At 33.0% G+C, this 6,278-nt stretch carries 4 protein-coding genes and 2 rRNA genes (1 of these 6 only partly in view); all 6 read left to right on the top strand.

All coding sequences use genetic code 11. The annotated features are described in order from the left end of the window. Positions 1–244, top strand: a 23S ribosomal RNA gene (locus VCM48_RS08440); it begins 2,629 nt to the left of the window's first position. Between the two features lie 99 nt (positions 245–343). Continuing rightward, positions 344–452 (top strand): 5S ribosomal RNA (rrf, locus tag VCM48_RS08435). Between the two features lie 313 nt (positions 453–765). Next, positions 766–1,788: a Holliday junction branch migration DNA helicase RuvB gene (gene ruvB / locus VCM48_RS08430; protein WP_099215680.1), complete on the top strand. Its 1,023-nt coding sequence runs from the start codon at positions 766–768 to the stop codon at positions 1,786–1,788. 15 nt (positions 1,789–1,803) lie between these two features. Continuing rightward, complete coding sequence (locus tag VCM48_RS08425) at positions 1,804–3,102, top strand: hypothetical protein (RefSeq protein ID WP_482270230.1); 1,299 nt, start codon at positions 1,804–1,806, stop codon at positions 3,100–3,102. 20 nt (positions 3,103–3,122) lie between these two features. Next, positions 3,123–4,853, top strand: a complete 1,731-nt coding sequence (locus VCM48_RS08420; RefSeq protein ID WP_482270229.1) for a SulP family inorganic anion transporter — start codon at positions 3,123–3,125, stop codon at positions 4,851–4,853. Between the two features lie 11 nt (positions 4,854–4,864). Further along, complete coding sequence (locus VCM48_RS08415; RefSeq protein WP_121148008.1) at positions 4,865–6,274, top strand: MBL fold metallo-hydrolase; 1,410 nt, start codon at positions 4,865–4,867, stop codon at positions 6,272–6,274. Positions 6,275–6,278 lie beyond the last annotated feature (4 nt).

Genomic DNA, 6,278 nt, shown 5'->3' with positions numbered 1-6,278 from the left:
GATCTGACTTTAGTACGAGAGGACCGAGTTGGACTGACCTCTAGTGTATCTGTTGTCTCGCCAGGGGCACTGCAGAGTAGCTACGTCGGGAAGGGATAAGCGCTGAAAGCATATAAGCGCGAAACCCACCACAAGATGAGATTTCTTTAAAGGGTCGTGGAAGATCACCACGTTGATAGGCTATAAGTGTAAGTGCAGTAATGTATGTAGCTGAGTAGTACTAATAACCCATAGGCTTATGTACGTATCCCGGTCCTAGTGGCCGGGAGCAAACTCTTTGATGATTTAGGATATGATTTTACTAATATGTTAACTATTACAGTTGAAATATACTGCAACGATTTAAGGTGATTATCGCAATGGGGCTCACCTCTTACCATTCCGAACAGAGAAGTTAAGCCCATTAGCGCCGATGGTACTGCCACTGGTGGGAGAGTAGGTCGTTGCCTTTCTTTTAAACCTCAATCTTTTAGTAGATTGAGGTTTTTTTTATACCCTATTTTAAATAGAATACTTTATTACTACCTGAACCTGACTAGAAAATCACGATAACTCCAAAATAGGAATTAACATAAGACGCTCTTTTTGAAATAGTAATATTGTATAGATCTCTTATTACTAAGGTATGGAGGTTATATATGGAGTTCATTTATTATTCACAATAACTACCACAACATTTTATAATATGTATCTTAGCATAAAAATATTTGCTAAGTAACTTATATTACAAAGCAAGCGTCATATTTCAAGTATATTTGCAACAATATGAATGAAAACCTAAACCCTGAAAGCACAAACTACTCAAATGAAGAATTAGATGTAGAAAAAAAGTTACGTCCGCTCTCATTTGATGATTTCTCTGGTCAAGATCAGGCAATAGATAACTTAAAAGTTTTTGTAGAGGCAGCGAATCAACGGGATGAAGCATTAGATCATGCCTTATTTCATGGACCTCCTGGATTAGGTAAAACGACGTTGGCTCATATCTTAGCTAATGAGTTAGGAGTTGGTATAAAAGTAACCTCAGGACCTGTGCTAGATAAACCAGGAGACTTAGCAGGCTTATTAACCAACTTAGATGAACGAGATGTTCTGTTTATTGATGAGATCCATCGATTAAGCCCTATAGTTGAAGAATATTTGTATTCAGCCATGGAAGATTATAAAATCGATATTATGATTGAATCTGGTCCAAATGCACGTACAGTTCAAATTAATCTTGAACCATTTACTTTGGTAGGAGCTACTACTCGTTCAGGATTGCTTACAGCGCCTATGCGAGCTCGTTTTGGTATTAGTAGTCGATTACATTATTACTCAACAGAATTACTAACAACAATTATTCAACGAAGCGCTTATATTTTAAAAGTGCCAATTTCTATGGAGGCAGCAATTGAAATTGCTGGTAGAAGTAGAGGAACTCCACGTATTGCGAATGCATTATTGCGTAGAGTACGTGATTTTGCTCAAATTAAGGGAGATGGTACTATTACCATAGAAATAGCCAGATATGCCTTAAAAGCGTTAAATGTAGATGCACATGGGCTAGATGAAATGGATAATAAAATTTTATCTACGATTATTGATAAGTTTAAAGGAGGTCCAGTTGGAATAACCACTTTAGCTACGGCTGTAGCTGAAAACGCTGAAACTATAGAAGAGGTTTATGAGCCTTTTTTAATTCAACAAGGATTTATTATGCGAACGCCAAGAGGAAGAGAAGTAACCGATTTGGCATATAAACACTTAGGTAGAATTAAAGGAACTAGCCAAGGAGAACTCTTTTAAAGTTTAGAATAAGCTATGGAAAATAAGTCTAATACAGAAACGAAAGGATGGCTGCAACGATTAAAAGATGAAAGTTGGGAAGCGGAATTACTGGTTTCTGCAATTGCAATTTTTGGTTCTTTCAAGCTCTTTGATATCATTGGTTGGCTTGCAAATTTTTTTATAGATTTTCTAAATCCTAACCAATATTATATAGGGTATTTCATTACTTTTTTTGGGTTAATAGCAGTAAGTATCTTAGCTTCAATGTTTGTAATACATTTCTTCTTAAGAGCTTATTGGGTGGGCTTGGTAGGCCTTAATTCAGTTTTTCCTGACTATAGTATAGAAGATAGCGCATATTCAAAAATTTACACAGAAAAAATACTTTCAATATTACCAAAACTAAAAGACTCAATACAAAAAGTAGACGAATTATGTAGTGTAATTTTTTCTGTAGCGTTTACCTTTTTATTAATGTACGGTTACATGGCATTTTTTTCAAGTATTTACCTGTTATTGTTCAACTTACTTTCAGCGTATGTAAATACCTATATTCTTTTAATACCAGCTTTTTTAATTGCAATCAGTCTAATGTTGCAATCAATAATTACTATGTTCTCTAATTTAAAGAAGAATAAAGAAAAAGAAAAACTGCAAGTTTTAAATTTCAAAGTGGTAAAATTTGTGTCAATGATATCTTTTGGACCACTATATAAAAGTATTTTGCAAGTATCAATGATATTTGGTTCAAATTTTAAGAAGAAAAAATCAATAGTTTATTTAATGTTGTTTTTCTTTTTTTCGGGAGTGGTTCTAGCAAGTATACAAATCCCGAAAACAAACATATTTTATCTAGTTATTTCAAATAAGCAGAACTTTTTCAATAAATACAAAACGTATTCAGATTACTATAAAGACAGTAATAAATCTAATACATTTTTGCTAGCTCCTGAAATAGAGTCAAGTAAAATAGAGTCAAAAGTTGTAGAAGTATTTATACCCATATTTAAATACGAAAGAACGATAAGAGAAGAGATTTGCGGTGAATTCGAAGAAAAGACTGATGTATCAAAAATAATTGAAGATCAAAATCAAGCTAAATTTTTACTAGCCTGCTATAAAGAATATAATAAAGTGTCAATAGATGGAGAAATTATACCTATTGATTTTATAAGATATAACAATCATCCTAGAACAAAACAGGTTGGATTACTAGGATATATAAATATTGAAAATTTATCAGAAGGAGTTCATACTATTAAAATAGAGAAAAAAAGTATGAAAAAAAACTTTTTAGAATGGACAATTCCTTTTTATAAGATAAACAGTTAAAGAACGTTTTTATAGAGTAAATGAATTTACTAAAAAAACTCATACCAATATTAGAATGGTTGCCCAACTATAAAAAATCGCAGTTAAGAGGTGATGTAGTTGCAGGTATAACAGTTGCTATTGTCTTAATTCCACAAGGTATTGCTTACGCATTAATTGCTGGATTACCGCCAATTTATGGATTGTATGCAGCTTTAATGCCTCAGTTAATGTATGCTGTTTTTGGAACATCTCGTCAAGTAGCAATTGGTCCTGTAGCAATGGATTCATTAATAGTAGCAACAGGAGTTTCTACCTTAGCACTTACAGGTTCAGAAAGTTACATTGCCATTGCAATATTACTCGCACTGGTAGTAGGAACAATTCAATTTTTAATGGGGATTTTCCGCTTAGGGTTTATCGTTAACTTTTTATCAAGACCTGTAATAACAGGATTTACTTCTGCCGTAGCTTTAATTATTGGACTGAACCAATTTAGAAACCTATTTGGAGTTGAGTTTGTACAGAGTGATCAAATTCATGTACTATTAGAAGATATTCTTTTTAGACTTAAATATTTTAAAACAAACACAACAATTATAGGTTTAATAGCATGTGCTATTATTATAATATTTAGAAGAGTCAATAAAAAAATACCAAATGCCTTAATCGTAGTTATACTCGGTATACTAAGCATACGTTTTTTTGGAACACAGCTCTCTGATGTTGCCATTGTAAAAGATATTCCTTCAGGTTTACCAAAATTTTCAATGCCAGTAATTGATGTAGCTCTAATACGTGAATTGATGCCTATAGCAGCAACTTTAGTTATGGTAGGGTATTTAGAAACCATTTCTATCGGAAAAACGTTGGAAGCCAAACAAGACGAGTATAGAGTAAGACCAAATCAGGAGTTGGTAGCTTTAGGTTTGAGTAACATGGTAGGATCATTATTTCAATCGTATCCATCAGCATCAAGTTTTTCTCGTTCGGCAATTAATGCAGAATCAGGCGGAACTACAGGAGTTTCAGCAATAGTTTCTGCAATTTTAGTAGTGTTTACATTACTTTTTCTAACACCTGTTTTTTATCATTTACCTAAAACTATTTTATCAGCAATTATTATAGTTGCAGTTTTTAACTTAATAAATGTAAAAGAAGCAAGAAGGCTATGGAAAGCTAATAACCTAGATTTTTGGTTACTCTTAGCTACTTTTTTGGCTACTATTTTCTTCGGAATTGAATACGGAATTTTAATCGGAGTAGTTTTATCATTAATTGTTTTAATTTTTAGAACCTCAAGACCCTATGTAGCTGAGTTAGGAAAAGTACCAAATTCAGATTTCTATCGTAATAAAAACAGGTTTAAAGAAGTTATTTTAGACGATGAAATTTTAGTTTTCCGTTTTGATGCACAATTATTTTATGCCAACTCTAACTATTTTAGAGATAAATTGGACGAAATGACAGGAGAAAAAGGGAAGGCATTAAAATTGATTGTATTAGATGCAGAGAGTATCAACAGAGTTGATAGTACAGGAATAGAGATGTTAAAAGAACGCATCGTTTATTTTAACAAACACAATATTCAATTTTATTTTGCAGGAGTAAAAGGCCCTGTAAGAGATGCCTTTTTTAGAGGAGGTTTATTAGACGTTGTAAGTTTAGATCACTTTTTTATGCGTGCCAATGGAGCCGTAAATTTTTATAAAACAGGAGATAATCAAAATCAGAAAAAATACGCGCAGTATATACACCAAGCGTATAAATAATATATAATATCATGAAAATAGAGCAAATTTATACAGGTTGTTTAGCACAAGGAGCCTATTATATTGAAAGTAATGGAGAAGTAGCAATTATAGATCCGTTACGTGAAGTTGATCCTTATATAAACAGAGCTGAAAAAGATGGTGCTAAAATCAAATATATTTTCGAAACTCACTTCCATGCAGATTTTGTAAGTGGTCATGTTACGCTTGCTGAGAAAACAGGAGCAACAATTGTATACGGACCAACAGCAAAAACAAATTATGAGGCTCATATAGCTACAGATGGAGAAGTGTTCACATTAGGAGATATTACTCTTACCGTATTGCATACTCCAGGACACACAATGGAGAGTACTTCTTATTTATTAAAAGATAAGAATGGAAAAAACCATGCAGTTTTTAGTGGAGACACCTTATTTTTAGGTGATGTAGGTCGTCCTGATTTAGCACAAAAAGCAGCAAACTTAACACAAGAAGAATTAGCAGGATTGCTATATGATAGTTTGCGCACAAAAATTATGACCCTTGAAGATGATGTAATTGTATATCCAGCACACGGAGCAGGTTCAGCTTGTGGTAAGAACTTAAGCAAAGAAACAGTTGGTACTATTGGAGATCAAAAGAAAACCAATTATGCATTACGTGCAGATATGACTAAAGAAGAGTTTGTAAAAGAAGTAACCGATGGATTATTACCTCCACCAGAATATTTTCCTTTAAATGTAAAAATGAATAAGGAAGGATATCAATCTATTGATGAAGTTATCAAGAGTGGAGCAAGAGCATTATCGGTAGCAGATTTTGAAAAAATAGCAAACGAAACAGATGCGTTGATTTTAGATGTACGTCATCAATCAGAGTTTATTAAAGGATTTATACCACAATCAATTTTTATTGGTTTAGGAGGAACATTTGCTCCATGGGTGGGTGCATTGATTAAAGATGTTACACAGCCAATTTTATTAGTTACTCCTGAAGGAGAAGAAGAAACAACTATAACACGTTTATCACGCGTTGGTTTTGATAATGTGTTAGGGTATTTAGATGGAAGCTTTAATTCATGGAAAGAAGCAGGAAAAGAAATAGATACGTTACGTTCTGTTTCTGCAGATGTTTTAGCAGAAGCAATTACGAAAAAAGCACCTGTTTTTGATGTTAGAAAACCAGGAGAATATGCAAATGAACATATTGTAGATGTACCAAGTACACCGTTAGATTTCTTAAACGAACATGTTGAAGAGTTTCCAACAAAAGAAGATTTTTATGTACACTGTGCTGGTGGATACCGTTCAGTAATTGCAGCTTCTATTTTAAAAGCAAGAGGATTCCATAATATAATTGATGTTGCTGGAGGATATAAGGCTATTAAAGAAACTGATATTCCAAGAACAGCAACGGTATGTCCATCAACTTTAAAATAAGAAT

The organism is Tenacibaculum sp. DPLXC6, assembly GCF_056815515.1.
Note: the sequence above shows the minus strand (reverse complement) of the source record. Positions and strands in the feature narration are given on the sequence as shown.